Source organism: Pseudomonas sp. Leaf434, from assembly GCF_001425545.1.
Lineage (GTDB): Bacteria > Pseudomonadota > Gammaproteobacteria > Pseudomonadales > Pseudomonadaceae > Aquipseudomonas > Aquipseudomonas siliginis.
Genome location: NZ_LMQZ01000001.1, coordinates 1,328,803 through 1,352,910, shown reverse-complemented (window position 1 = coordinate 1,352,910; position 24,108 = coordinate 1,328,803). Strand labels below are relative to the sequence as shown.

Annotated in this window: 22 protein-coding genes and 4 tRNA genes; 5 read left to right on the top strand and 21 right to left on the bottom strand. The window is 59.1% G+C overall.

Annotated elements, in window-relative coordinates; genetic code table 11:
* Positions 1-6 precede the first annotated feature (6 nt).
* From ASG55_RS05925 to ASG55_RS05890, 8 genes are all read right to left on the bottom strand, one after another.
* Entirely contained in the window at positions 7-1,035 is a 1,029-nt protein-coding gene (locus tag ASG55_RS05925; protein WP_056784434.1) for a nucleoside hydrolase, read from the bottom strand.
* A gap of 31 nt (positions 1,036-1,066) precedes the next feature.
* Positions 1,067-1,471 carry a D-ribose pyranase gene (rbsD, locus tag ASG55_RS05920; RefSeq protein ID WP_041478553.1) on the bottom strand — a complete coding sequence of 135 codons (405 nt, stop codon included), beginning with the start codon at positions 1,469-1,471 and terminating at the stop codon, positions 1,067-1,069.
* The gene (gene rbsK, locus ASG55_RS05915; protein ID WP_056784430.1) at positions 1,468-2,385 is read right to left on the bottom strand and encodes a ribokinase; all 918 of its coding nucleotides are present in this window, start codon (positions 2,383-2,385) and stop codon (positions 1,468-1,470) included. Before rbsK ends, rbsD begins: the two co-directional genes overlap by 4 nt.
* Positions 2,386-2,409: 24 nt before the next feature.
* On the bottom strand, positions 2,410-3,429 hold the full coding sequence (locus tag ASG55_RS05910; RefSeq protein WP_056784428.1) for a LacI family DNA-binding transcriptional regulator: 1,020 nt from the start codon (positions 3,427-3,429) through the stop codon (positions 2,410-2,412).
* A gap of 3 nt (positions 3,430-3,432) precedes the next feature.
* Positions 3,433-4,410, bottom strand: a complete 978-nt coding sequence (locus tag ASG55_RS05905) for an ABC transporter permease (RefSeq protein WP_056784425.1) — start codon at positions 4,408-4,410, stop codon at positions 3,433-3,435.
* Complete coding sequence (locus ASG55_RS05900) at positions 4,407-5,960, bottom strand: sugar ABC transporter ATP-binding protein (RefSeq protein WP_056784422.1); 1,554 nt, start codon at positions 5,958-5,960, stop codon at positions 4,407-4,409. The genes ASG55_RS05905 and ASG55_RS05900 overlap by 4 nt, the downstream gene beginning before the upstream one ends.
* Positions 5,961-6,015: 55 nt before the next feature.
* Positions 6,016-6,972: a sugar ABC transporter substrate-binding protein gene (locus tag ASG55_RS05895; RefSeq protein ID WP_056784417.1), complete on the bottom strand. Its 957-nt coding sequence runs from the start codon at positions 6,970-6,972 to the stop codon at positions 6,016-6,018.
* Between the two features lie 198 nt (positions 6,973-7,170).
* Entirely contained in the window at positions 7,171-7,620 is a 450-nt protein-coding gene (locus ASG55_RS05890) for a hypothetical protein (RefSeq protein WP_041478549.1), read from the bottom strand.
* 336 nt (positions 7,621-7,956) lie between these two features.
* Between ASG55_RS05890 and ASG55_RS05885 the strand changes: the two genes are divergently transcribed.
* From ASG55_RS05885 to ASG55_RS05875, 3 genes are all read left to right on the top strand, one after another.
* On the top strand, positions 7,957-9,045 hold the full coding sequence (locus tag ASG55_RS05885) for an asparaginase (RefSeq protein WP_056784414.1): 1,089 nt from the start codon (positions 7,957-7,959) through the stop codon (positions 9,043-9,045).
* 197 nt (positions 9,046-9,242) lie between these two features.
* Positions 9,243-9,512, top strand: coding sequence for a DUF1654 domain-containing protein (locus ASG55_RS05880; protein ID WP_016774035.1), 270 nt, complete (start codon positions 9,243-9,245; stop codon positions 9,510-9,512).
* Between the two features lie 4 nt (positions 9,513-9,516).
* Entirely contained in the window at positions 9,517-10,206 is a 690-nt protein-coding gene (locus ASG55_RS05875; protein ID WP_041478547.1) for an endonuclease, read from the top strand.
* Positions 10,207-10,291: 85 nt separating this feature from the next.
* Here ASG55_RS05875 and ASG55_RS05870 read toward each other — a convergent pair whose 3' ends face one another.
* Entirely contained in the window at positions 10,292-10,657 is a 366-nt protein-coding gene (locus ASG55_RS05870) for an SPOR domain-containing protein (RefSeq protein ID WP_056784413.1), read from the bottom strand.
* Between the two features lie 250 nt (positions 10,658-10,907).
* Here ASG55_RS05870 and csrA point away from each other — a divergent pair, with 250 nt between their 5' ends.
* The gene (csrA, locus tag ASG55_RS05865; protein WP_003179932.1) at positions 10,908-11,102 is read left to right on the top strand and encodes a carbon storage regulator CsrA; all 195 of its coding nucleotides are present in this window, start codon (positions 10,908-10,910) and stop codon (positions 11,100-11,102) included.
* 219 nt (positions 11,103-11,321) lie between these two features.
* Here csrA and ASG55_RS05860 read toward each other — a convergent pair whose 3' ends face one another.
* The gene (locus ASG55_RS05860) at positions 11,322-11,777 is read right to left on the bottom strand and encodes a DUF2214 family protein (protein ID WP_056784409.1); all 456 of its coding nucleotides are present in this window, start codon (positions 11,775-11,777) and stop codon (positions 11,322-11,324) included.
* A 464-nt stretch (positions 11,778-12,241) separates the two neighbouring features.
* A tRNA-Val gene (locus ASG55_RS05855) sits at positions 12,242-12,318 on the bottom strand.
* A 183-nt stretch (positions 12,319-12,501) separates the two neighbouring features.
* On the opposite strand from ASG55_RS05855, the gene ASG55_RS05850 reads away from it, so the two are divergent.
* Complete coding sequence (locus ASG55_RS05850) at positions 12,502-13,785, top strand: NAD(P)/FAD-dependent oxidoreductase (protein ID WP_041478544.1); 1,284 nt, start codon at positions 12,502-12,504, stop codon at positions 13,783-13,785.
* Between the two features lie 129 nt (positions 13,786-13,914).
* Here ASG55_RS05850 and ASG55_RS05845 read toward each other — a convergent pair whose 3' ends face one another.
* The 10 genes from ASG55_RS05845 to purF form a co-directional block, all read right to left on the bottom strand.
* Positions 13,915-14,886, bottom strand: a complete 972-nt coding sequence (locus ASG55_RS05845; protein WP_056784406.1) for an XdhC family protein — start codon at positions 14,884-14,886, stop codon at positions 13,915-13,917.
* A gap of 1 nt (position 14,887) precedes the next feature.
* Positions 14,888-16,123 carry a c-type cytochrome gene (locus tag ASG55_RS05840; RefSeq protein ID WP_056784403.1) on the bottom strand — a complete coding sequence of 412 codons (1,236 nt, stop codon included), beginning with the start codon at positions 16,121-16,123 and terminating at the stop codon, positions 14,888-14,890.
* Between the two features lie 2 nt (positions 16,124-16,125).
* Positions 16,126-16,665 carry a (2Fe-2S)-binding protein gene (locus tag ASG55_RS05835; RefSeq protein WP_016773947.1) on the bottom strand — a complete coding sequence of 180 codons (540 nt, stop codon included), beginning with the start codon at positions 16,663-16,665 and terminating at the stop codon, positions 16,126-16,128.
* The gene (locus tag ASG55_RS05830; protein WP_056784400.1) at positions 16,658-19,489 is read right to left on the bottom strand and encodes a xanthine dehydrogenase family protein molybdopterin-binding subunit; all 2,832 of its coding nucleotides are present in this window, start codon (positions 19,487-19,489) and stop codon (positions 16,658-16,660) included. The genes ASG55_RS05835 and ASG55_RS05830 overlap by 8 nt, the downstream gene beginning before the upstream one ends.
* Before the next feature lie 475 nt (positions 19,490-19,964).
* Positions 19,965-20,041 (bottom strand) — tRNA-Asp (locus tag ASG55_RS05825).
* Between the two features lie 93 nt (positions 20,042-20,134).
* Positions 20,135-20,211 (bottom strand) — tRNA-Asp (locus ASG55_RS05820).
* A gap of 55 nt (positions 20,212-20,266) precedes the next feature.
* Positions 20,267-20,342 (bottom strand) — tRNA-Val (locus tag ASG55_RS05815).
* Between the two features lie 166 nt (positions 20,343-20,508).
* Positions 20,509-21,285, bottom strand: coding sequence for an SDR family oxidoreductase (locus tag ASG55_RS05810; protein WP_056784397.1), 777 nt, complete (start codon positions 21,283-21,285; stop codon positions 20,509-20,511).
* Positions 21,282-22,493, bottom strand: coding sequence for an O-succinylhomoserine sulfhydrylase (locus ASG55_RS05805; protein ID WP_056784395.1), 1,212 nt, complete (start codon positions 22,491-22,493; stop codon positions 21,282-21,284). Before ASG55_RS05805 ends, ASG55_RS05810 begins: the two co-directional genes overlap by 4 nt.
* A 71-nt stretch (positions 22,494-22,564) precedes the next feature.
* On the bottom strand, positions 22,565-24,070 hold the full coding sequence (purF, locus tag ASG55_RS05800) for an amidophosphoribosyltransferase (RefSeq protein WP_016773943.1): 1,506 nt from the start codon (positions 24,068-24,070) through the stop codon (positions 22,565-22,567).
* Positions 24,071-24,108: the final 38 nt, after the last annotated feature.

Below are 24,108 nucleotides of genomic sequence, written 5' to 3'. Positions count from 1 at the left end.
GACGAATTATTTCAGGCGTTTCAGGCGCTCGGTCAGCAGATCAAAGAATCCCTGGGCGTCGCCATTTTCGACCCAGAATGCATTCTTCGGTGCTTTCAGGCCGTCATACCAGTCAACAATGGTCTGGCCGAATGTCGGTCCTTCACGGCTATCCACCACGACGTTGACCGCCCGACCGGTAAACAACTCAGGCTTGAGCAGATACGCCACAACCGTCGCGTCATGCACCGGGCCACCGGGAATGCCGTAGTGCTCCATATCGCCCTTGATGTATTCGTTGAGAATGTCGCCGACGATCTTGCTCGCATTGTTGTTCAGCGCGGCGATCTGCTTCAGGCGTGCATCGCTGGTCAGGATCTTGTGGGTCACGTCCAGCGGCAGATAGGTGAGCTTCACCCCGCTCTTGAGCACCACCTCGGCAGCCTGCGGATCGGCGAACAAGTTGAATTCAGCCACAGGGGTGATGTTGCCACCGTTGAAATGCGCCCCGCCCATGATCACCACTTCCTTGATGCCCTGAACGATTTCCGGCTCCTGGATCAATGCCAGAGCCAGGTTGGTCTGCGGACCGAGCATGGCAATGGTGATGCTGTGCGGTTTGGCCGATTTAAGAGTGTCGATCAGGTAATTGACCGCATTGCCTTTCGCCAGGCCTTTCTTCGGTTCGTGAACCGTGACGCCTGACAAACCTTCCTTGCCATGAATGTTCTCGGCGTAGATCGGCGTGCGCATCAGCGGCTTCGGTGCGCCAGCGTAAACCGGCACGTCTTCGCGCCCTGCCCATTCGCGAGCGAGTCGCGCGTTACGCGAAGTCTTGTCCAGGCGCACGTTGCCGGCGACAGTCGTTAACGCGCGAATATTCAGTTCATCCGGCGACGCCAGCGCGAAGAGCAAAGCGACAACGTCGTCAGCGCCTGGATCGGTGTCGATGATCAAATCGATTTTTTCAGCGGCCTGAACGCCGGTCGCAGTTATCACAGACAAAAGCAGCAGGCTCCGGACCAGTTGATGAAGTTTTGCAGCATAGCGTTGCATAGCGCATTCCTTGTGCAGGTGATATCGGAAATCAGAATGTAACCCCGGCGACCAGAACGATGTTGCAGTACGGCTGACATTCTCCTGTACGAATGATCGCCCTGGCTTGTCGGCTAAGCACCTTGAACTGCTCGTGGGTGAGCAGATCCCTACGGCCCAGCGCGCCCTCTTCGTTCAACGCGTCCAGATCGGCAAGTGCCGTGGGTTGTTTGTCGAAGATCTCTTTGGCCAGCACATGGCTTTCTACCTGCATCTCGCTGAGTACAACTTTCAGCGTGCTGACGAAATCAGGGATGCCATGGGTCAGCGCCAGATCAATCAACTCGACACCCGGTGGCACGGGCAAACCGGCATCGCCAATCACGACCATGTCACCGTGGCCAAGAGAAGCGATCAGTCGCGACAGCGCGACGTTAAGCAGAGGAGTCTTTTTCATGCGGGTTTGAACGCCTGTACTTCGGACATGGTTGGAATCGACGGTTGCGCACCGGCGCGGGTAACCGACAGTGCAGCGGCGATCTGCCCGTAGCGAATCGCCTCGGCCTCAGTCTTGCCATCGGCCAGCGCAGCGGCAAAACCGCCGACGAAAGTGTCGCCCGCCGCCGTGGTATCGACCGCCTTCACGGTCGGCGCGGGAAAATGTTCGAAGCCGTTACCGTTGGCGAACAATGAGCCTTGCGCGCCTAACGTGACGATGACTTTGCCCGCGCCCATGGCAATCAACTGAGTGGCAGCCGTTTCTGCCGACTGCAGCGAGTCGACAGCGAGCCCGCTCAATGCGGCGGCTTCGCTTTCGTTGGGAATCAGATAATCGATGGCGGCAAACCAGTCTGCCGGCAGAGGACGGCTGGCCGGCGCCGGGTTGAGGATGACGGTTTTGCCCAGTTCACGCGCACGCTTGAGCGCATGCCCGACCGTCGCGTCGGGAATCTCGAGCTGACAGATCACTACATCGGCGGCCTGTAAAACCGCATCAAAGCGGTCGATCACTGCCGGCGTCATCGCGCCGTTGGCACCGGCGACAATCACGATGGCGTTCTGGCTGTTGTCATCCACCACAATCAGCGCTACGCCACTGGAATCCTCTACGACACTGACAGCCTCGCAGTCGATGTGCTCGGCGAGCAAGGCATCGCGCAATCGCACACCGTAGTCGTCATTTCCGACGCAACCGATCATTGCCACCTTAGCGCCCAAGCGCGCAGCAGCAACCGCCTGATTGGCGCCCTTGCCGCCAGACACCGTGGCAAAGGAATGACCGATCAGCGTTTCACCGCCGCGTGGCAGCCGTGGCGCCCGGGTGACCAGGTCCATGTTCAGGCTGCCTATTACCACTACATTTGCTGGCATACATCACTACTCATCAATTCGGTTTCAGCGATATTCGGTGAACACGCCGGACAGCGGCGCGGTCGATTCGCGCAGGACAATGCTCGGGGTCACGATGCGTTGATCGGTGCCCGAATCCGGCGCAGCAATTCTGCGCAACAGCACTTCGGCGGCCATCTCGCCCAGTTGCAGGATCGACTGGCCGACCGTGGTCAGCGCCGGATAGACATAACGGCTCATCTGAATGTCATCGAAGCCGATCACCGACAGCTCGGCCGGTACCCGGACATTACGTTCAGCCGCCGCACGCAGCACACCGATGCCAATCATGTCGTTACCGGCAAAAATCGCGCTCGGCGGATTGATCTCGAGCAGCCGGGCAGCGGCGTTGTAACCGCCAGTGCTGGTGAAGTCGCTTTCGAGCATACGCTCCTCGCGCACCTCGATTCCCGCTTCTCGCAGCGCTCGGCAATAACCGGCCTGACGCATTTGCGCCACGCTGGTACTGGCCGGACCGCCGATGGTGGCGATGTCGCGATGCCCCAACTCGAGCAGGTGACGGGTTGCCAGATAAGCGCCGTATTCGTGGTCGATGCGCACCAGATCGGCATTTACACCCTCCAGGCCTCGGTCGACGATGACCATCGGCGTCTTCACGCCCGCCAGCCCTTGCGCCAGACCACTGTCACCGCCGGCGGAGGCGACGATCAAACCGTCGATGCGTTTTTCCAGCAACACGCGCAGATAACTGCGCTGCTTGTCCGGATTGTCGTCGGAGTTACAGAGGATCACGCAGTAACCGTTGCGCTCGCAGTAATCCTCGATTCCGCGCGCCAATTCAGCGAAGTACGGGTTGAGGCTGTTAGGCACCAGCAGGCCGATGGTCGCCGTGGTTTTGGCTTTCAGCGAGCGCGCCACGGCACTGGGAACGTAGTCGAGGCTCTTGATCGCCGCCTCGACTTTGCGCCGCACTTCTTGACTCACCGGGCGGGTGTTGTTCACCACGTGCGACACGGTCGTGTAGGAAATACCCGCAAGCGCCGCTACATCCTTGATCGTTGCCATGGTTCAGCCCCGGCGACTGGCGCGTTGACTGCGATAGGTGTCGAGCACCACGGCGATAACAATTACCGCACCGGTGATGATGCGCTTGGTCGGCTCCGTCGCACCAATCTGCGCGAGACCGGCCGCGAGCACGGAAATGATCAGCACGCCAAAGAAAGTACTGATTACCGAACCGCGTCCACCCATCAGGCTGGTACCGCCGATAACCACCGCCGCGATCACTTGCAGTTCCAGACCCGAACCTGCGTTCGGGTCAGCCGCTTCCAGGCGCGAAATCTGAAACAGAGCGGCAATGCCCGCCAGCAGCCCCATAAGGCTGAACACCAGAATCTTGTAGGGCTTGGGATTGATCCCGGCCAGCCGCACGGCTTCTTCGTTGGTGCCGATGCCGATCAGGTAGCGGCCGAAAACCGTGCGGGTCAAAACTGCCTGCGCGATGAAGATCACCAGCAAAGCGATGATGAACGACGGGGAAATGCCCAACGCGATCGGATTCGACAGCCAGGCGAACGCATCGCCGATGTACGCAGTCCGCGACCCGGTCATCTGATACGCCACACCGCGGGCCATTTCCAGCACGCCGAGAGAGACGATGAACGACGGAATCCGCCAGGCCACGGTGATCGAGCCAGTGATGGTCCCGGCTAGCGCCGCCACCGCCATGCCGAGCAGCGCCGCTGGCAAAACGCTCCAGCCCCAGCCGAGAATCGCAACGCTGACCGTCGATGCGGCCAACGCCAGCACCGAGCCGACGGACAAATCGATGCCGCCGATGATCAGCACAAAGGTCATGCCCACGGCCAGCACCATCAGGTCGGGAATCTGGTTGGCCAGGGTGCTGAAAGTGTTGTACGAAAGGAAATGGCTGCTCAGAACCGAGAACAGCGCAATCATCGCCAGCAATGCACCGGCCAGGCCCAGATAAGTACCCAGGCCAAAGAAATTGCCACTACGTTTACTGGCAGAAGATGCAGTTTTCATGGGAGATCCCTAGGCGCTGCCTCATTGAGCAACGCATCACGTTTCTGGTAGCCGGCGAATGCGGCGGCAAGCAAATCATCCTGGGTCCAGCTGTCGCGCTCGAAGGTGTCGATCAGACGCCCCGCCGAAAGCACGCCGATCCGGTCACAGATCAGCATCAACTCGCGCAAGTCACTGGACACCACCACCAACGCCTTGCCCTGGCGGGTCAACTCACCGAGCAAACCGTAAATATCGAACTTGGCGCCGACATCAATCCCGCGAGTCGGCTCGTCGAACAGCAGCACCGAACAGTCGCGCTCCAGCCAGCGACCGATCACGACCTTCTGCTGATTGCCGCCGGACAGTTCCGAAACCAACTGCGTCGGGCTCGAGCTGCGGATGCGCATGGCTTCGATCTGACGCTTCGCCAGGGAGATTTCGTCGCCGTTGTTGACGAAACCGCCACTGGAGATTTCCGGCATGTTACCCAGGGCGATGTTGGCGCTGATCGACTGACTGAGCAGCAGCCCTTCGCCCTTGCGATCCTCGGTGATCAACGCGATGCCATTGCGTACGGCATCGACTGGCGAGCGAACACTCACGACCTTGGCCGGGGAGCCGAGCGCGATGGTGCCGCTGTCGGCAGCATCGGCACCGAATATCAGCCGCAGCAATTCCGTGCGCCCTGCCCCGATCAATCCGGAAATGCCGAAGATCTCCCCGGCACGCACCTCAAAAGAGACGTCGCGGACTTTGTCAGAGCGGGTCAGGCCTTTGACCGTCAACGCCGGAGCGCCGATCTTGCGCGGCCCCATGTCGATGTGTTCACCCAGTTCGCGACCGACCATCAAGGTGACCAGTTGCTCGCTGTTGTAGTTGGCCATCGGCTCGACGCAGACCAGGTTGCCGTCACGCAGCACGGCAATACGCTGCGCCACCCGCGCCAGTTCTTCGAGACGGTGAGAGATATAGATGATGGAAACGCCGCGGGCCTGCAATCGGCTGATCTGCTCGAAGAGCATTTCGACTTCGCGCGCCGTGAGCATCGCGGTCGGCTCGTCAAGGATCAGCACATGGCAGTCGCCGATCAGGTTGCGCGCGATTTCAACCATCTGCTGATGGCCGATACCGAGTTCGCCGACCAGCGTGTCCGGATCGATCGCATCGAGGCCGACTTGCGCCATGGCTTCGATCGCGGCCTTGCGCAACTGCTTGCGGCTGATCCAGCCAGCGCTGCTCGGCAGATTATCCAGAAAGAGGTTTTCCGCCACCGACAGCGTCGGCAACAGATTGAGTTCTTGCATGACCATCCGCACGCCAAGCTCTTCGGCCTGGGTACGGCTGCCCGGACGATAATCCTTGCCGTGGAATTGCATCTGGCCGGTAGTGGGTGTGACCAGACCACCAATAATCTTCGACAGGGTACTTTTGCCGGCACCATTTTCGCCGGTCAGCGCCAGTACTTCACCGCGCATCAGCGTCAGATCGATGCCGGTGAGCACCGGTTGCGCATAGGTCTTGCCGATACCGCTGACCGAGAGGACAGCGTTCGGAGCGGAAACTGACATAGGAATCTCCACGCGCTCGCCCGGACGGACGAGCGCCGTTGTGTCGCCAGATGACTTACTGGGTGATCAGCTCGACCGGTGTTTCGATCACGCCGTTGGCACCGCTGTCGACTTTCTCGCCTTTGATGATCTTCAGCGCGGTTTCGATGCCGAACACGGCCTGCTTGGCTGCAAACTGATCAGCCGTCGCCAGCACGCGGCCGTCCTTGAGCATTGGCTTGATGGCATTGATATTGTCGTAACCGACGACTTTCACCTGCCCAGCCTTACCAGCGGCACGGACTGCGGAAACGGCACCGACCGCCATGCTGTCGTTACCGGCCAGCAGCGCTTTGACATCCGGGTATTCACTGAGGATCGAAGCCGCAACCTTGTTGCCCTTGTCGATTTCCCAGTCACCGGACTGCAGCGAGACCACTTTGATCTGCGCGGCTTCCATCGCGTCCTTGAAACCGGCCGTGCGCGCCTGCGCGTTGGTGGTGGTGGACACGCCTTCGATGATGCCGACCTCGTCGCCCGCCTTCAGTTGCTTGGCCAGATATTCGCCAACCAGACGTGCACCCTTGCGGTTGTCCGGACCTACGAACGGCACGTTGATGTTCTTGCTTTTGACCACGGCGGGATCAAGCTGGTTGTCGATGTTGATCACCGTGATACCGGCGTCTACGGCCTTCTTGATCACAGGCACCATGGCCTTGGAGTCAGAAGGCGCGATCACCAGTGCATTCACCTTGGCCAGGATCATCTGTTCGACGATGCGAGTCTGGCCGGCAGTGTCGGTTTCGTCCTTGATACCGTTGGAGATCAGATCGAAATCGGCGGAGTGTTCTTTCTGGTAGGCCTTGGCGCCGTCTTCCATGGTCAGGAAGAATTCGTTGGCCAAGGATTTCATGACCAGCGCGACTTTGGGCTTTTCTGCAGATTCGGCGAACGCCGAGGAGACAGGTAGTGCGGCGGCTGTGGCAGCCAGCATAGCGACAGCAAGAAGACGTGCGGCGAATGGCAGCTTCATGGGTTCACTCCGATCTTATGATTATTGTGAGCAACGTTTGCGCTGACGTAAGCTACGTCACGACTCCGGGAGCAGATGCCCTTCCAAGTCGCGCAAACGTTTGCGTAGACCGAACTATGAGAATCCCGCTGACATTTGTCAACAATCAGAAATCGTCTTTTGTTGTAGGCCGAATCGCTGAGTCGGCCATCAGACGCTTCAGGCGGTCGTGTTGACCAGGCCACCGCTGGTAGCGCTTTTCGACATCTCCTTGACCAACGCACCCGCCACTTCTGCCAGTGCGGCGCTGGTTTGCGCGATCTGGCCCTGAATCGACATCACTGCCTGGGACTTCGCTTCGGGAGTCGGATAGCTTGCAGCCTGAGCCGCAGCCAGTTGCTGTTGCTGCTCCTGAAGTTGCTTCTGCAATTCCTTCATCCGCTTGAGCAACGTCTTGACGGTGATGCTGAGATTGCTGTCAGCCTCGGTTTCACTGTTTTCCTGCACAGGCCCGCCACCGGTTCTGACCTGATTCTTCTCAGTCTTTTCGGTACCCAGCGCCTGCGCCGAAGTCTCATTGGTCGCATCGTTCAGGCTGTTGATCGTCGCTGCAGTTTTACCGCCAATGGTGACTGCAGCGGGATTGGCAAAACCGACCGTCAGTGACATGTGAACTCCTAAGATTTGGTTTCCTTGAGGACGCATCGGCCTGAGAGCACATTTCTTTAGCGGGGATTTGTCACCCGCCTGGCTTTTCAGAGATTGCCTATCGGCGAGCCGAACACGAATCCGCCTGTCGTTCGGAATCCCGGATGGATGGATCCTCAACGATGCTCCAGCCCTCGACAAATATTGATTTAAATCATTGGGTTAAACATTTTCCGCCAGCACATTACGCATGGTATGAATCCTGCTCCCGTCCTTGCACCTCGAGCATTCAGATCGGCTTGGGGCGCATCTAGATGAACCTGCATCAGCACCGTCTCACGACTAGAGAGAAAAATAATGAAATCTGCTTTCAATACTTTGATTCCGGGCGCATTGGCCCTCCTCCTGCTCCTGCCTGCTGCCCTTCAGGCAAAAGAAGCCGAAACCCAGACGAAACTGGCCAACGTCGTCGTCCTCGCCACAGGCGGCACCATCGCTGGCGCCGGCGCCAGTGCTGCCAACAGCGCCACTTATCAGGCAGCGAAAGTCGGTATCGAACAACTGATTGCCGGCATTCCCGAGTTGAGCAAACTGGCTAACGTGCGTGGCGAACAAGTCATGCAGATCGCTTCGGAAAGCATCACCAACGACAACCTGCTGCAATTGGGTCGTCGCGTTTCCGAACTGGCTGACAGCAAGGACGTGGACGGCATCGTTATCACCCACGGCACCGACACCCTCGAAGAAACCGCTTACTTCCTGAACCTTGTCGAGAAGACCGACAAGCCGATCATCGTCGTAGGTTCGATGCGTCCGGGCACTGCCATGTCGGCAGACGGCATGCTTAACCTGTACAACGCCGTCGCCGTGGCGAGCAGCAAAGAAGCACGCGGCAAAGGTGTGCTGGTGACCATGAACGACGAGATCCAGTCCGGTCGCGACGTCAGCAAAATGATCAACATCAAGACCGAAGCATTCAAAAACGCCTGGGGTCCGCTGGGCATGGTGGTCGAAGGCAAATCCTACTGGTTCCGCCTGCCGGCCAAGCGTCACACCATGGATTCGGAATTCGACATCAAGGACATCAAGAGCCTGCCTGACGTAGAAATTGCCTACTCCTACGGCAACGTCAGCGATACCGCCTACAAGGCACTGGCTCAAGCCGGCGCCAAAGCCATCATCCACGCCGGCACTGGCAACGGTTCGGTATCCTCTCGCGTGGTTCCATCCCTGCAAGCGCTGCGCAAGGATGGCGTGCAGATCATTCGCTCGTCCCACGTCAACGCCGGCGGCTTTGTCCTGCGTAACGCCGAACAGCCCGACGACAAATACGACTGGGTTGTCGCTCACGACCTGAACCCTCAGAAAGCCCGCATCCTGGCGATGGTTGCACTGACCAAGACCAACGACAGCAAAGAGCTGCAACGGATGTTCTGGGAATACTGATTGAACATCGCCTGATCACTTCTCGATCGGGCAATTGCGCATCACCTGTCAGCTTGACAGGTGGTGCCCCGCTTACACCCTTCCAATACTTTTCCCACAAAAATCTCGACAAGTCCTACACCAAAATCGGAAACCCGCTGTCAGAGGATTTTCTTGAATTTTAAGCAGTTGCGAAATCGCTTACAGTTAAATACTGTATGCACGTACAGCTTAATAAGGATAACCTCGTGGCCACCTCTCCTGCTGCTCCTGACGCTTATGAACGCATGGGTATGCGCGTTCAGAAAATCATCAATTCCCCCACCGCACAAAAAGCCAAAGCCGCACTGATTTTCCGTCTGCCGGATGAGCCGATGGACGACTGGGAGCGCTTGCTCGAGGAAATCGACGAGAACGACAACGTCACCCTCGCCTATCGCGATGACGGTGGCGTGCAGATTTTTTGGGTTGTGCCGAAGGAAGATTGATTCAATGAGTGTCCGCTGTGTTGCTTTGCTGTTGTTGTTTTTCGCCGTGGGCGCCCAGGCTGGCGCCCCACGTACATTTTCCGAAGCCAAGAAAGCCGCATGGAAACTTTATGCGCCGCAGTCCACGGAGTTCTACTGCGGCTGCAAGTACACCGGCAACCGCGTCGATCTCAAGGCTTGCGGCTATGTGCCGCGCAAGAACGCCAAGCGTGCATCGAGGATCGAGTGGGAGCACATCGTGCCGGCCTGGCAGATCGGGCATCAGCGGCAGTGCTGGCAGCAAGGCGGACGCAAGAATTGCACGCGTTACGATCCGGTTTATCAAAAGGCCGAAGCTGACCTGCACAACCTGGTACCGAGCATCGGTGAGGTCAACGGTGATCGCAGCAACTTCAGCTACGGCTGGTTGCCGGTGCAGTCCGGTCAGTATGGATCCTGCCTGACGCAGGTCGACTTCAAGGCCAAGAAGGTCATGCCCCGCCCTTCGATCCGCGGCATGATCGCCCGCACGTATTTTTACATGAGCAAACAATACGGACTGCGCCTGTCGAAGCAGGATCGGCAGTTGTACGAAGCGTGGGACAAGACCTATCCAGTGCAGGACTGGGAACGTCAGCGCAACCAGAGCGTGGCGTGCGTGATGGGGCGCGGCAACGAGTTTGTCGGCTCGGTAAATCTTAAAGCCTGCGGCTGATCGCAGCACAAATAAAAAGGCCTCGAGCGTTATGCTCGAGGCCTTTTTCACGTTTGGCGTTCAACCTGTTTTGAAGGCGCTACGCTTATGGCGTGAGGGGATGCTCAATCACCACCGACTCGATATTTTGTTTCTTGGCTTTTACCAATGCCGCATCCACCTGCACCTTGCGCGCCTCGGCGTCAGCCTGGGAATTGAACGGACCGATCAGAATTCGTGTTTTACCGCTGCCGTCCTTGACGACCGTCGGAACGAAAGCATGCTCGATCAACCAGCCGCTCAGGTCACTGACAGCCTGCGGAGTTTCGCCACGCACTTCCAGATCCCACTGTGGCGCGGCGGCCGCCGGCGCTGCCGCGACCTTTGTCTCAGGCTTTGGCGCATCTACACTCTTGCCTTCACCGCAGCCTGCCAATGCCAGTGCCGCTACCAGCCAAACCAATTTGCGCACAACGCTTTCCTCGGAATTCACAAAGCGGCGATCTTATCATTCATAAATACTTCGCGAGCCCCGCAAAATGGGCACAAAACAACGAGAATGATGATTGCAGCCTCTGTATAGTTACGCCCTGGGAATTAATGCCGCATCTGCGCGTCAGAAAGAGGCACCCAAACCGTGAGACTTCGCACTAATCTATAGATACCACCGACCTCTGCACTGTCTGAATCAGGTGCCCTACAAAGCAATCAAGGAGAAGACCATGCTGATACTCACCCGCAAAGTCGGTGAAAGCATAAACATTGGTGATGACATCACGATCACCATCCTCGGAGTCAGCGGCCAACAGGTTCGCATCGGCATCAACGCTCCGAAAAACGTGGCAGTGCACCGTGAAGAAATTTACCAACGCATCCAGGCCGGCCTGACCGCTCCGGACAAGCCGCAAACGCCCTGAGCCACTTTGCATTACGTAGCCAGTCCTATTGCCGTCGCGCAAGACTGGCTAAAGATTCACGCGCCGTTTAGCCATCCGCATTTCACCCCGCTGGGCACGGCGCCTGAAGCACACTGACTCCTTTCACTTGTCACTCCCTCCTTTCTTACGCCGATATTACCTTTCACTCCCGGAGCTGGCTGTCGGACGTTTCCGATAGAGCGCGGAGAATTTCGCCTTCTAAGCGAATATCACGCCACGCGCCATGCCCGTCGCCGCGACCATCATCAGGATCAGCAGCAGCGCTTCAACATGACTGATTCGCGCGTACAACTTCGCACGCCCGGCATCAGGCGCTACCCCGCGCGACGATGCGATGCGCCATTTGATCAGCGTGATCATGGGTGCAAGCTCTACCAGCAGGATCAGCACTAACAACGTCATCTTCAGATGAAACAGCGGCTGATGCAGGTAATAGTCAGAGCCTTTCTCGTAACCACCAAACGCACGCATCGCTCCGGTTATAAGCAGCGTCAAAGCTGAAAGCCCCCAGAGGTTATCCGCGAGCAGCACGCGCTTGAGCTCTCCCGTGCCCGCCGAGAGCTGGCTGAACGCTGTGCCGCGCGTCAGTACCGCCCAGAAAGCCAAGGCAAACGCGAATAGATGAACAGCCGCAAGGATCCACTGACTCAGCATCGACGCACTCCCTTACAAAGAGTTGAAAATCGGCCAGTCAGTAGTAGACGAAAAAGCGGGGCCTCGCTTGGAGGTGACGGCGAGACAGATGCCAAACGCCAAATCGCAGGCAAAAAAAATCCCAAGCAGCTGATGGAAGCTTGGGATTTAAAAATGCATAAACCGTGGTGGTGAACGCAGGTCGGATGCTACTTAAATTCCCAACATGCAACAAGGCTTTTTCGATAACCGGCTGGAGAAAAATAGCTGTAAGCCTTTGGATATTCAGGTGTTTTCAACAACGAAATGGTAGAAAAACGCACCAAAATGGCGCTTGATCACTTTGCCCAAATAGTAATGAATGGAGAGCTGATCAGAGCGAAGCGGAAATGACTGGGAACAAGCGTTGCGCAAATCGCAGACAACAAAAAAGGGCTCACCTTTCGGTGAGCCCTTCTAGACCGCCCAGCAGAGCGGATTTTGTTTGGTAGGCGCGATTGGACTCGAACCAACGACCCCCACCATGTCAAGGTGGTGCTCTAACCAACTGAGCTACGTGCCTGCTGTGAGGCGGCATTCTACGGAATTCCGGAGGGGTGTCAACACCTTTTTTTCACCTAACCCTATGAATATGCAAAATATTTAATTTCGCCTCAGCGACGAAGATTTTCCGGTGGCTGGCGGAGGTTTTTCAACTCGGGTAGGATCGGCACACTCGTAAAATATATTAAACAGAGGCGGCAGGATGGCGAACACCCAATACCCAGAGTCTTATTACGCTGCGTCGGCCAATGCCGTACCACCACGCCCTGTGCTGCAGGATGATGTGGAGACGGACGTCTGTGTGATCGGCGCCGGGTATACCGGGCTGTCGTCCGCCCTGTTCCTGTTGGAGAACGGTTTTCGCGTAACCGTGCTGGAAGCGGCGAAAGTCGGTTTTGGCGCCTCTGGCCGAAACGGTGGGCAGATCGTCAACAGCTATAGCCGCGACATTGATGTCATCGAACGCACGGTCGGCCCCAAGCAGGCGCAACTGCTCGGCGAAATGGCCTTTGAAGGCGGCCGGATCATTCGCGAGCGCGTGGCCAGATACAACATCCAGTGCGACCTGAAAGACGGTGGTGTATTCGCCGCCCTTTCCGCCAAACAAATGGGCCACCTTGAATCGCAGAAACGGTTGTGGGAACGCTTTGGTCACACTCAGCTGGAACTGATGGACCAACGCCGCATCCGTGAAGTGGTGGGTTGCGATCAATACGTCGGCGGCATGCTCGATATGAGCGGCGGCCACATCCATCCGCTGAATCTGGCGCTCGGTGAAGCGGCGGCAGTCGAGTCTCTCGGCGGCACCATCTATGAGCAATCACCTGCCGTGCGCATCGAGCGCGGGGCCAATCCGGTTGTGCATACACCGCAAGGCAAGGTCAGGGCCAGGTTCATCATCGTCGCCGGCAACGCCTATCTTGGTAATCTGGTGCCCGAGCTGGCGGCCAAATCGATGCCGTGCGGCACTCAGGTGATCACCACCGAGCCCTTGGGTGATGAGCTGGCGAAAGCATTGCTGCCGCAGGATTACTGCGTGGAGGATTGCAACTATCTACTCGACTACTATCGCCTGACCGCCGACAAACGCCTGATCTTCGGCGGCGGTGTAGTCTATGGCGCTCGCGATCCGGCGAACATCGAAGCGATCATCCGCCCGAAGATGCTCAAGGCTTTCCCGCAACTCAAGGACGTGAAGATCGACTACGCCTGGACCGGCAACTTCCTGCTGACCCTTTCGCGCTTACCGCAGGTCGGGCGCCTGGGCGACAACATCTATTACTCGCAGGGCTGCAGCGGCCACGGCGTCACCTACACGCACCTGGCTGGCAAAGTCCTCGCCGAAGCGTTGCGCGGTCAGGCCGAGCGTTTCGATGCCTTTGCCGACCTGCCCCACTACCCCTTCCCCGGCGGGCAACTGCTACGCACACCGTTTGCCGCGCTGGGCGCCTGGTATTACGGGCTGCGCGATAAGTACGGCCTATAAACACCATTGTGGCGAGGGGATTTATCCCCGTTGGGGGTGCGAAGCGCCCCCTCTTGAGCAGGAGGGGACTGCTGCGCAGTCCAACGGGGATAAATCCCCTCGCCACAGCAGATTCAGCAAGGCTTAGGATCAGAGCTGATCCCGAGCGATCCCGCTGCGAATCCGCAGGATATCCGCCAGCACCGCCAGCGCAATTTCCGCCGGTGTCTTGCTGCCGAGGTTGAGGCCGATCGGCGCATGAATCCGCGCCAGCTCCGCCTCGCTCAAACCACCAATGCGACGTAAGCGCTCAAAGCGTTTTTGCGACGTCTGCAGCGATCCCATCACACCGATGTAAAACGCCTTGGTGCGCACCGCCTCCATCATCGCCAGATCATCGAAACGCGGATCGTGGGTCAACGCCACTACCGCCGTATCGCGATGACAACCACCGTCGGCAATAAACACCGAAGGCAACTGCCGACGGATTTCCACGCCATTGAGCACCACACCTTCCAGCACCTCCTCGCGCGGATCGCAGAGAATCACTTCGAAGCCAAGTCCTACCGCGAACTCGGCACAGACCTGCGCCACACTGGAGTAGCCGGCGAGCAACAAGCGCTGTGCTGCACCGATACGGATGCGCACCCGATCAATCTCACGCTCGATCCGTGCACCCTGCTCGCGATCAGCCAACAGAACGCGAGCACCGCTGGCCAGATCGACTTCGCGAAGCAGACGACGCTGACCCAGCAGCGCTGATTCCAGTTCACGCAGATGCGCCTGCACCGCGCAGTCGGCGTCAAGTTTTTCCACCAACACATCGAGAATGCCACCGCAAGGCAGACTGACCCGCGAGCGCGGATCATCGCCTTCGCCGTAACGCACGACGCTTACTGCTTCGAGAAACGCACCTTCGGCAACGCGCTGAAGAAAATCCTCCTCAACGCAACCGCCCGACAGCGAACCGATCCACTGCCCGCCTTCGTTCACCGCGAGCAGCGAACCCGGCGCGCGCGGTGCCGAGCCGTAAGTGGTCAGCACCGTGCACAGCCAGATTCGCTGCCCGGCCACCGACCATTCCAGCGCCTTACGCACCACTTGCAGATCGAGATGCTGCATATCAGTGGGCCTTGTGCTCGACGCTCGGCGCGTCGGCTTGCAGCTTCTGCACTTCACTTACTGCCAGCTCAGCGCTCTGGCCGCCCCAACCCTGACGCAGGTAGTTGAGCAGATCGGTCAATTGCTCAGGACTGAGCTTTTCAGCAAACCCCGGCATCGGCTGCATGCGCTCGAAGCCGGAGAACTTCTGTTCGCCGATGCCGTCCTCGATCACTCGCAACAGATTGCGCGGATCTTCCAGACGCAACGTCGTGTTGCCACGCATGGCCACTGCAATGTGCGGTTTGCCTTCACCGCCAACCGCGTGACAACCGGCGCAGACGTTCAGATATTCCTGACGGCCGCGCTGGGCACTCGGGCTGAGCTTGTCCAGCGGTACTTCGACGAGCTCTTTGGCTGGTGGCGGTTGCTCGCCAAGCAGGAACGTCGCCATTGCCGCCAGATCAGCATCGCTCAGACCTTGAGTGCTGTTGTGAAACACCGGGAACATTTCGTTGAACATCGTTCCTTGCGCGCTCATGCCATGCTTGAGAAACGTGCTTAGATCCTGCTGATTCCAGCCGCGCGCGGCCAGGTCGGTAGCCAGCAGGCTCGGCGCCAGATAACCATTGAGGATGCCGCCGGTCATGCGCTTGTCCATTTGCATCGCGCCGGGCAGGCCGCGTGGCGTATGGCATTCACCGCAATGGCCGAGGACGTCGACCATATACTGGCCACGCTTCCACGCCGCACTTTTGCCTTCGGCGGGCTCCAGCTTGACGTCTTTGCCGTAGAGCATGTTCCAGCCGGTCAGGCCCAGACGCACATTGAACGGAAAGCTCAGGCTGGTCACCGGCGCGGCGCGTTCGATCGGCTCGATGGTTTTCAGATACGCGTGAATCGCATCGGAATCGGCGCGCGGCATCAGGTGATACGAAGTGTACGGCATCGCCGGATACAGATTCGCACCGTCGCGCCGTTTGCCTTCGGTCAGCGCAGCGAAGAACTCGTCATCGTTGTACAGACCGATGCCGTGCTCTTTGCTCGGGGTGATGTTGGTGCCGTAGATCGTGCCGAACGGCGACACGATCGGCAGGCCGCCGGCATAGGGCGCGCCACCCGGTGCGGTGTGGCAGGCCATGCAGTCAGCGGCGCGGGCGAGGTATTCGCCGCGCTTTACCTGTTCATCGGCGTGGACCGCCAAAAACGGCGCAGCCAGTCCGACCGCAAAAGTCAGGCGGGTCAGTAAACGCTTCATGCTCAACCCTCCTTGACCAGACCAAGATCGGTCAGCACGTTGCGCGTGGCGTTGTAATAACGCACGTACCCGGTGCAGCGGCAGACGTGATGGCCGAGGCTGTCCTCGATCACCTGTTCCAGCTGACTTTTGACAATCGGCTGGCGCTGCAGCTTCTCGACCAACACCGTCGCGGCGTTGACGAAGCCTGGCGCGCAGTAGCTGCACTGGAAGGCGAACTCGTCGACAAAGCGCTGCTGAATCGGATTGAGCTCGGTGACCTGGCCCTGCTCGTCGCGAGTGGCGTGGCCTTCGATGGTGCGGACTTTCTTGCCCTCGAAGTAGTGCGCGCCGGTGATGCAGGTGCGCACTTCTTCGCTGGTACCGTCGGGGTTATCGACGATCACCACGCAGGCGTGGCAGATCCCCTGACCGCAGCCCAGCCGCGAGCCGGTGAGGTTTTTGTATTCGTGCAGGTAGTCGATCATCGGCAGGTCATCAGGGATGTCCACCGGGCCGACGGATTGACCATTGAGGGTCAGTTGAAGCGGACGGTTAGCCATTGAGGGCCTCCTTGATGCGCGCAGCAGTGATGGGCAGGTCGCGAACACGTTTGCCGATGGCATGCGCCACGGCGTTACCGATGGCACCGACAATCGGGATCATCACCACTTCGGCGATGCCCTTGGACGGATCGCTCGGCGACAGCGGCGGCAGGATCTCCGCAGTCTGCTTCCACACCGCAACGTGACGCGCCATCGGCAGACGGTAACGGTTGAAGTTCCAGTCACCCTCCCCCGGCCCGCCTTCGTACAACGGCATCTCTTCCATCAGCGCATGACCAATACCCATGGCGATACCGCCTTCGAGCTGGCCCTTGACCAACTCTTCAACCAACACGCGCCCGCACTCGATCCAAGAATGGTGGTTGAGCACCTGAACCTCCGCCGAGCCTTTGTTGACCTTCAGCTCGACCAGCGTCGCGACCGGGCTGTAATAGGTCACGGCAGCGTTGTTCAACTGCACTACCGGGTAGTTGACGTTCTGCCGATCGAGCAGGTGGAAGCCGGCACTGTTCATCTGTGCTTTCTTCGCTTGTGGCGCGCCATCGCCGTATTTCACCGCCAGACCGTCGAGCGGCAAGCGCTCGCGCACGCCGTCGATGCTGTACTCGGCCTCGGCCCAACTCCAACGGTTGAAACCGTGCACCGTGGCGCCAGTCACCAGACCGCGTTCGTGGGCGCGTTTGGCCAGTTCTTCGAAACTCAGCGGCTGCATGCCGTTGGCGGTCAGCTTGCCGTCGACCCAATGCGCATCTTCGCGACGCACCACGTAAGGGTTGGCCTGGCCGCCGTACGGCCCCTGACGCCATATCTCCAGCGCCGCCGGCCACAAACCATGGTTGAACAGCACCCGCGCCGCTTCACGGGTCGCATGACTGAAGTAATAGGCGGAGTTGGTCGCCGAGGACGCCGACGCCAGCTTGCCGACCCAGCGCGGGTTGCGCAGCAGATTGTCCTGTTCGGCCTGACTCATGATGTACGGGTTGCCGCTGGTGATCAGCTGCATTTCCTGCCACTCGGTTTCGCCGGTCTTCACATCATGCGCCGGGCTGCCGAGGAAATCGGCGACGACCAAGGCTTGCGAAGTGGACATGCCGGTGCCGATTTCGATACCGATGTGGCGCAGGGTGATGCGCCCGTCTGCGGTGAATTCGATGCTGGCCATCGGCGCTTCGGAGCCGGTACCGAAGTCTTTCTGGCAGATGGCGAAACCGACGCCGTACCAGTTATCCGGGTCTGCCGCTTCACGTTGTTGCTTGATCGTGTCGCGGTTTTTCCAGACTTCGTGCACCGAGGCCTTGTCGAGAATTTCGTGCAGGCGCAGTGCACCGGCCGGGATTGCGCCCTGGGTATTTTTCATACCGGAACGCAGGGCATTCCTGCGGCGCAAATCGATGGCGTCGACACCCAGACGATTGGCGATCTCGTCGACCATCATTTCGGTCGCCGCCATGCTTTGCAGGGTGCCGTAACCGCGCATCGAACCCGCCTCGACCGCGCGCGAGTGATACGCGGTGACTTGCAGGTCGTTCTGCGGCATGTAGTAGATCGACTGCGCAGCCGTGGCGCCAACCGCTGCCACCGATGGGCTGTAGTTGACCCGACCGCCGCCGTCGACGCTCATTTCCGCGCGGAAAATCTTGAAGGTGTAGTCATTCTTGTCCACGGCCAACTGGTAGCGGATGTCGAACGGGTGACGCTTGATGCCGCTCTGGAATTGCTCATAGCGGTCGTTGGCCAGACGCACCGGCACACCGGCGCCGTACAGCGCGGCCAGGGCTGCGTAGTAGACGAAAATGTTGTGGTCTTTGGAGCCATAGCCGACGGTATAGCCCGGGTGCATGTTCAGATTGGCCAGGCCGAAACGCGACGGCCCGATCATCTTCGCTGTCTCGGTCGCGACTTCCAGCGGGCACTGGGTCGCCACGACGAAATGCAGGGTTTTGGTTTTCGGGTCGTACCAGCCGTTGCCGTTGTCCGGCTCGAGGGCGGCCGGTTCGATCGACGGCGTCTTGTAGCGCTCATCGAACACCAGCCAGTTGTCTGGCGGCGTGTCGATCTCCTGCTTCATGCGATCGGCGTAGAACAGACCGCGCTCGGTGAGGTTGCCATGCAGGTTCGGCGATGCATTCCACACTGGACGGCGGTTCTTCAGCATCGGGAACAGAATCGAATCCTTGAGGCTGGCGAACTCGTCTTCATCCGCCGAGGTCGCGCCACCGACGCGCACATAGCGGAAGCTGCCGTAGGGATCACCTTCGTAGAACGGCACTTTGGCGCCGTAACGAATCGCTTTGTCATTGAATTTGAGTTGGTTCTTGGCCCGACGGAAACGCTCGAAATCGTTCCAGATCAGGATCGCCACCGGGTGACCGATGAACATCGGTACCTTGCCTTCGGGCAGCAATGGATCAGGCGCGTGCTCTTCGGGGAAGTGGATACCGTCCTTGTCCAGATCGGCAGCGGTGACGATGCGGTCCGGCTGCAGATCGGCGCCGAGCCACGACAGGTCGTAACCTGCGTAGATATGGTCGGCCTTGATGGTTTTCAGCAGCATGGCGTGGCCTTGTTGCTCAGGCCAGCCAGGCATGTCCTTGGCGCGGATGTCGCGGGCAAACACCTTGCTGCCGCAGACCTTGGACAAGGCATCGTTGCGTTGACGGGCCTTGCCGTTATTGCCGAGCCATTTCTCGGACGGCACGGTGACGCTGTTTTCCATCAAGGCAGCCAGCGCCTGACTGCTGAGCGGCGTAAGCGTAACGCTCACACCCGCGACCAGCCCGCCCTGGAGGAACGAGCGCCGGGATATTTCACGGTTGGACATGGATCATCCTCTGGGCGGTTATAGGTCCGCCCTTGTGGTTATCTACTGGGGATCTCGAGTCGTGCAGAAGCTCTTTCTGGCGAAGCAAAGAGCTGTGTTGACAGTGCAAAGCTGACCGAAAGGTTAACTTTAAAGGTTTCTGCGCCCACAGCAAACAACCAGTTACAAAAACCTGACTAAATAATCAAAAAATCAATGCGACGTAGCACCGCAGAAGGCTTGCAGAGATTCTTGCAGGAGCTGTCGAGTGAAAAGAGGCTGCGATCTTCTGATCTTGCTTTTTAAAATCAAGATCAAAAGATCGCAGCGTGCCGCAGCTCCTACAGGACGATTTGCGTAGGAGTTCGAGAGAGGAATAGCTAAATTTCAGACACAAAAAACCCCGGTCTTTCGACCAGGGTCTTTGCTATCGATCCGATTCAGCCAATGGCTGATTTCGGCGCTTCAAGGCGTTCAGTGGTCCTTGAAACAGATATGGCGCAGCGGACGGGACTCGAACCCGCGACCCCCGGCGTGACAGGCCGGTATTCTAACCGACTGAACTACCGCTGCGTATCGCTTTGAGCTTGCGCTCAAGTAACTCGTTTTGATTGCCGGCTTCGGTGCCTTGCAATCGCGAATCAGATGAATCTGACTCGTAAAATATGGCGCAGCGGACGGGACTCGAACCCGCGACCCCCGGCGTGACAGGCCGGTATTCTAACCGACTGAACTACCGCTGCGCGTCGGTGCAGGCACTTTCAGCCTACTCTCTTGCTTGCGCAAGCTTCTCGGGAGTGGTGGGTGATGACGGGATCGAACCGCCGACATTCTGCTTGTAAGGCAGACGCTCTCCCAGCTGAGCTAATCACCCGTTTGCATCTCCGAGGCCGCGAAATTTACGCAGGTGGCGAAGCTAAGTCAATAGCAGGATTGGAGTTTTTCTGAAAAAGACGAAATTGCTTCATTCCTGAAGAAGCCATCGACCGATGGACCGCATTCGCGAGCAGGCTCGCTCCCACAGGACGCGGCTTCGCTTGTTATTCCGTGTAGATCATCTTCTTGGTCATGCCGCCATCGACGACGAATTCCTGCCCGGTGACAAATCCCGCATTGCGCGACAGCAACCACGCCACCATCGCCGCCACGTCTTCGACCGTCCCCACCCTGCCCGCCGGATGCTGGGCGTGATCGGCATCGGCCAACGGTTCGGCGCGACGCACAGAGGGATCACGAGTATCGATCCAGCCCGGACTGACCGCATTCACGCGGATTTCCGGCCCAAGGCTGATTGCCAGCGCATGGGTCAGCGCCAACAGCCCCCCCTTGCTCGCCGCATACGCCTCGGAGTCCGCCTCCGACTGTCGCGCACGGGTCGAGGCCAGATTGACGATCGAACCGTTGTGCGCACGCAGATAAGGCGCACAGTGCTTGGCCAGCAACATCGGCCCGCTCAGATTCACCGCCAGCACCCGATTCCAGTACGCCAGATCGAGGCTTTCCAGAGTGATGTTGTGCGGATCTGCCACCGCCGCGTTGCAGACAAGCGCATCAAGGCGACCAAACTGCCCCAGCACTTCGGCCACGCCCAGTGCGACCTGATTTTCCTCGGCGACGTCCATGGCGATGAACCAGGCATTCTCGCCGAGCACCTTCGCCACTTTCGAACCACGCACCCGATCAAGATCGGTCAGCACCACTTGCCAGCCTTCGCTGATCAGCCAGGCGGCAATTCCGAGGCCGATACCGCGTGCAGCGCCAGTGACCAGCGCCACGCGGCCATGGGTATTGGCCGCCGGTGTGGACAACTCGATCACAATGCCGCCAGACCGCGCGCCAGGTCAGCCTGCAGATCAGCGACATCTTCCAGACCAACCGCGACGCGGATGAGGCTGTCGCGAATCCCCGCTGCTTCACGCTCCTGCGGCGCCAGACGGCCGTGGGAGGTGGTGCTTGGATGGGTGATCGTGGTTTTGCTGTCGCCGAGATTGGCAGTGATCGAAATCAACCGAGTAGCATCGATAAAGCGCCAGGCGCCTTCTTTGCCGCCCTTGACCTCGAAGCTCACCACCGCACCAAAACCCTTCTGCTGGCGCTGGGCCAACTCGTGCTGCGGATGGCTCTTCAGACCGGCGTAATGGACCTTCTCGATGCCGTCCTGCTGCTCCAGCCATTCGGCCAGCGCCTGAGCGTTGGCGCAATGCGCTTTCATGCGCAGGTTGAGGGTCTCGAGGCCTTTGAGGAAGATCCACGCATTGAACGGGCTGAGGGTCGGCCCGGCGGTCCGCAGGAAACCCACCACTTCTTTCATCTGCTCACCGCGACCGGCGACAACGCCGCCCATGCAGCGACCCTGACCGTCGATGAACTTGGTCGCCGAGTGCACGACAATGTCCGCGCCGAGCTTCAGCGGCTGCTGCAACGCCGGGGTGCAGAAGCAGTTGTCGACCACCAGCTGCGCGCCCTTGGCATGAGCGATTTCAGCCAGGGCGGCGATATCCACCAGCTCGGCCAACGGGTTGGACGGCGACTCGACAAAAAGCAGTTTGGTGTTGGACTTGATCGCCGCGTCCCAGGCCGACAGATCGGCCAGCGGGACGTAATCGACTGCGACGCCGAAGCGTTTGAAGTATTTCTCGAAGAGGCTGATGGTCGAGCCGAACACGCTGCGCGACACCAGCACATGATCGCCAGCACTGCACAGGCTCATCACCACCGCCATGATCGCGGCCATGCCGGTTGCCGTGGCGACGGCTTGCTCGGCGCCCTCCAGCGCGGCAATGCGTTCTTCGAACGCGCGCACGGTCGGGTTGGTGTAGCGCGAATAGACGTTGCCAGGCACTTCGCCGGCAAAGCGCGCCGCTGCATCGGCAGCGGTGCGGAACACGTAACTGGAGGTGAAGAACATCGGGTCACCGTGTTCGCCTTCCGGCGTGCGGTGCTGACCGGCACGGACGGCCAGGGTATCGAACGCTACGCCTTCGAGGTCGCTGTCCAGCCGACCGGCATCCCATTCCTGACTCATGCTGTCTCTCCTTGCTGTTCTCGAACAATAAATATCAGATACAAAACCGGCCCCTCAGGGCCGGTGGAAACTCAGTTGTTGTACAGATCGATGATCGCACTGACTGCCTGGGTCTTGACCTTCGAGGCATCGTTGCGCGCCTGTTCGATCTTGTTCAGGTAAGCCTCGTCGACGTCACCGGTCACGTACTTGCCGTCAAACACTGCGCAATCGAAGTGCTCGATCTTGATCTTGCCGCCGCCGACCGCTTCGATCAAGTCAGGCAGATCCTGATAGATCAGCCAGTCTGCACCGATCAGGTCGGCCACGTCCTGAGTCGAACGGTTGTGCGCGATCAGTTCGTGGGCGCTCGGCATGTCGATACCGTACACGTTCGGGAAGCGCACCGCAGGTGCCGCCGAGCAGAAGTAGACGTTTTTCGCGCCGGCTTCGCGGGCCATCTGAATGATCTGCTTGCAGGTGGTGCCGCGCACGATCGAGTCATCGACCAGCATGACGTTCTTGCCACGGAATTCCAGCTCGATGGCATTGAGCTTCTGGCGTACCGACTTCTTGCGCGCAGCCTGGCCCGGCATGATGAAGGTGCGACCGATGTAACGGTTCTTGACGAAACCTTCGCGGAATTTCACGCCCAGGTGATTGGCCAGCTCCAGCGCTGCGGTACGGCTGGTGTCCGGAATCGGGATGACCACGTCGATATCGTGTTCAGGGCGCTCGCGCAGGATCTTCTCGGCAAGCTTCTCGCCCATGCGCAGACGCGCCTTGTAAACCGACACGCCGTCGATGATCGAGTCCGGACGCGCCAGGTAGACGTGTTCGAAAATGCACGGGGTCAGCGACGGGTTGGTTGCGCACTGACGGGTGTGCAGCTTGCCGTCTTCAGTGATGTACACCGCTTCACCCGGCGCGAGGTCGCGGATCAGGGTGAAACCGAGCACGTCCAGGGAAACGCTTTCCGAGGCGATCATGTACTCGACGCCTTCGTCGGTGTGACGCTGGCCGAACACGATCGGGCGGATGCCGTGCGGATCGCGGAAACCTACGATGCCGTAACCGGTGACCATCGCCACCACGGCGTAGCCACCAACGCAACGGTTGTGCACGTCGGTCACGGCGGCGAACACGTCTTCTTCGGTCGGCTGCAGCTTGCCGCGCTGGGCCAACTCGTGGGCGAACACGTTGAGCAGCACTTCCGAATCGGAACTGGTGTTGACGTGACGCAGATCGGATTCGTAGATCTCTTTGGCCAACTGTTCAACGTTGGTCAGGTTACCGTTGTGCGCCAGTGTGATGCCGTACGGCGAGTTGACGTAGAACGGCTGGGCTTCGGCCGACGTCGAGCTGCCGGCAGTCGGGTAACGGACGTGGCCGATACCCATGTGGCCGACCAGACGCTGCATGTGACGCTGCTGGAACACGTCACGCACCAGACCATTATCCTTGCGCAGGAACAACCGGCCATCATGGCTGGTCACGATACCGGCAGCGTCCTGGCCGCGGTGCTGGAGCACGGTTAGCGCGTCATACAGCGCCTGATTGACGTTCGACTTACCGACGATACCGACGATGCCACACATGCGACGCAACCCCTACTTAATGGATCTGAACTGAGCAA

What these genes read in the sequence shown, in the direction of transcription:
- ASG55_RS05850 (WP_041478544.1), top strand. Translation starts at nt 12,502, where the DNA reads ATGGCGAACACCCAATACCCAGAGTCTTATTACGCTGCGTCGGCCAAT.
- ASG55_RS05885 (WP_056784414.1), top strand. Translation starts at nt 7,957, where the DNA reads ATGAAATCTGCTTTCAATACTTTGATTCCGGGCGCATTGGCCCTCCTC.
- ASG55_RS05805 (WP_056784395.1), bottom strand. Translation starts at nt 22,493, where the DNA reads ATGAGTCAGGAATGGGATGCCGGTCGGCTGGACAGCGACCTCGAAGGC.
- ASG55_RS05895 (WP_056784417.1), bottom strand. Translation starts at nt 6,972, where the DNA reads ATGAAGCTGCCATTCGCCGCACGTCTTCTTGCTGTCGCTATGCTGGCT.
- ASG55_RS05880 (WP_016774035.1), top strand. Translation starts at nt 9,243, where the DNA reads ATGCACGTACAGCTTAATAAGGATAACCTCGTGGCCACCTCTCCTGCT.
- rbsD (WP_041478553.1), bottom strand. Translation starts at nt 1,471, where the DNA reads ATGAAAAAGACTCCTCTGCTTAACGTCGCGCTGTCGCGACTGATCGCT.
- ASG55_RS05905 (WP_056784425.1), bottom strand. Translation starts at nt 4,410, where the DNA reads ATGAAAACTGCATCTTCTGCCAGTAAACGTAGTGGCAATTTCTTTGGC.
- ASG55_RS05890 (WP_041478549.1), bottom strand. Translation starts at nt 7,620, where the DNA reads ATGTCACTGACGGTCGGTTTTGCCAATCCCGCTGCAGTCACCATTGGC.
- csrA (WP_003179932.1), top strand. Translation starts at nt 10,908, where the DNA reads ATGCTGATACTCACCCGCAAAGTCGGTGAAAGCATAAACATTGGTGAT.
- purF (WP_016773943.1), bottom strand. Translation starts at nt 24,070, where the DNA reads ATGTGTGGCATCGTCGGTATCGTCGGTAAGTCGAACGTCAATCAGGCG.
- ASG55_RS05840 (WP_056784403.1), bottom strand. Translation starts at nt 16,123, where the DNA reads ATGAAGCGTTTACTGACCCGCCTGACTTTTGCGGTCGGACTGGCTGCG.
- ASG55_RS05875 (WP_041478547.1), top strand. Translation starts at nt 9,517, where the DNA reads ATGAGTGTCCGCTGTGTTGCTTTGCTGTTGTTGTTTTTCGCCGTGGGC.
- ASG55_RS05830 (WP_056784400.1), bottom strand. Translation starts at nt 19,489, where the DNA reads ATGTCCAACCGTGAAATATCCCGGCGCTCGTTCCTCCAGGGCGGGCTG.
- ASG55_RS05860 (WP_056784409.1), bottom strand. Translation starts at nt 11,777, where the DNA reads ATGCTGAGTCAGTGGATCCTTGCGGCTGTTCATCTATTCGCGTTTGCC.
- rbsK (WP_056784430.1), bottom strand. Translation starts at nt 2,385, where the DNA reads ATGCCAGCAAATGTAGTGGTAATAGGCAGCCTGAACATGGACCTGGTC.
- ASG55_RS05910 (WP_056784428.1), bottom strand. Translation starts at nt 3,429, where the DNA reads ATGGCAACGATCAAGGATGTAGCGGCGCTTGCGGGTATTTCCTACACG.
- ASG55_RS05900 (WP_056784422.1), bottom strand. Translation starts at nt 5,960, where the DNA reads ATGTCAGTTTCCGCTCCGAACGCTGTCCTCTCGGTCAGCGGTATCGGC.
- ASG55_RS05835 (WP_016773947.1), bottom strand. Translation starts at nt 16,665, where the DNA reads ATGGCTAACCGTCCGCTTCAACTGACCCTCAATGGTCAATCCGTCGGC.
- ASG55_RS05845 (WP_056784406.1), bottom strand. Translation starts at nt 14,886, where the DNA reads ATGCAGCATCTCGATCTGCAAGTGGTGCGTAAGGCGCTGGAATGGTCG.
- ASG55_RS05925 (WP_056784434.1), bottom strand. Translation starts at nt 1,035, where the DNA reads ATGCAACGCTATGCTGCAAAACTTCATCAACTGGTCCGGAGCCTGCTG.